Origin of the sequence: Mesorhizobium sp. M0276 (assembly GCF_040321755.1) — a bacterium.
Lineage (GTDB): Bacteria > Pseudomonadota > Alphaproteobacteria > Rhizobiales > Rhizobiaceae > Mesorhizobium.
Genome location: NZ_JAMYSC010000163.1, coordinates 1 through 735 on the forward strand (window position 1 = coordinate 1; position 735 = coordinate 735).

1 protein-coding gene is annotated in these 735 nt (G+C 60.5%); it reads right to left on the reverse strand.

The window, feature by feature from the left end; genetic code table 11:
• Positions 1 to 620 (reverse strand): DUF4372 domain-containing protein (locus tag NKJ01_RS36280; protein WP_352665162.1); only part of this gene is annotated, 620 nt, incomplete at its 3' end.
• Between the last annotated feature and the right edge of the window lie 115 nt (positions 621 to 735).

Below are 735 nucleotides of genomic sequence, written 5' to 3' on the forward strand. Positions count from 1 at the left end.
ACGAAGACCGACCCGGCCTCGGCGATCGCCGTCCACCAGCCATAGTGGCAATAGCCCTTGTCGAACACATAGGTCGCCGCGGGCTCGATGGTGATCCGGCGGCCGATCTGGGCGTCGTTGACGTTGGCGTCGGTGATGTCGAGGACGCGCGGATGGTCGGCCTTCGGGTCATAGACGACATGGACCTTCATGCCGCGGATGCGTCCGTTCGACTTGGCCCACTCGCACAGCTTGCCGAGCGGAATGGGGGTCGAATCGATCAGCCGCAGCATTTCTTTACCCTCTTGCCGCGTCTGCCGGTCGAGCAGGCCCGCCACCAGGCTGAAGGCCTCGGCAAAAATGGCGACCGGGCGCCGTCTGTTGGCATCCGACAAGGTCGAACGCATCAGCGGACCGCTGCCCAGGTGGTAATGATGCTGGCTGTTGGCATTCCAACCGGCTTCCAGGCCACGCAGGCTGTCGCTGCCGCAGAACTGGGCATAGATCAACACCACCAGATGATCCCAACTCCTGAACGATTTGTCGTAGGCATCGCCGTCGTGACGATCCACAATGGCTTGGAATTGACGGCGATCCATGGCTTCAAGAAGCTGCCCGAAGATGCTAGGTGCAAAGCGCATGCCCCGTTCCTTTTCTGAGTCTCGACAACCAGAGAGAAGACGGACAAACCCCGTTTTACGGGGCATGCACATGCGGCATTTCGATTCACTCAAAACTTTCCCCGGACAGCCCTGC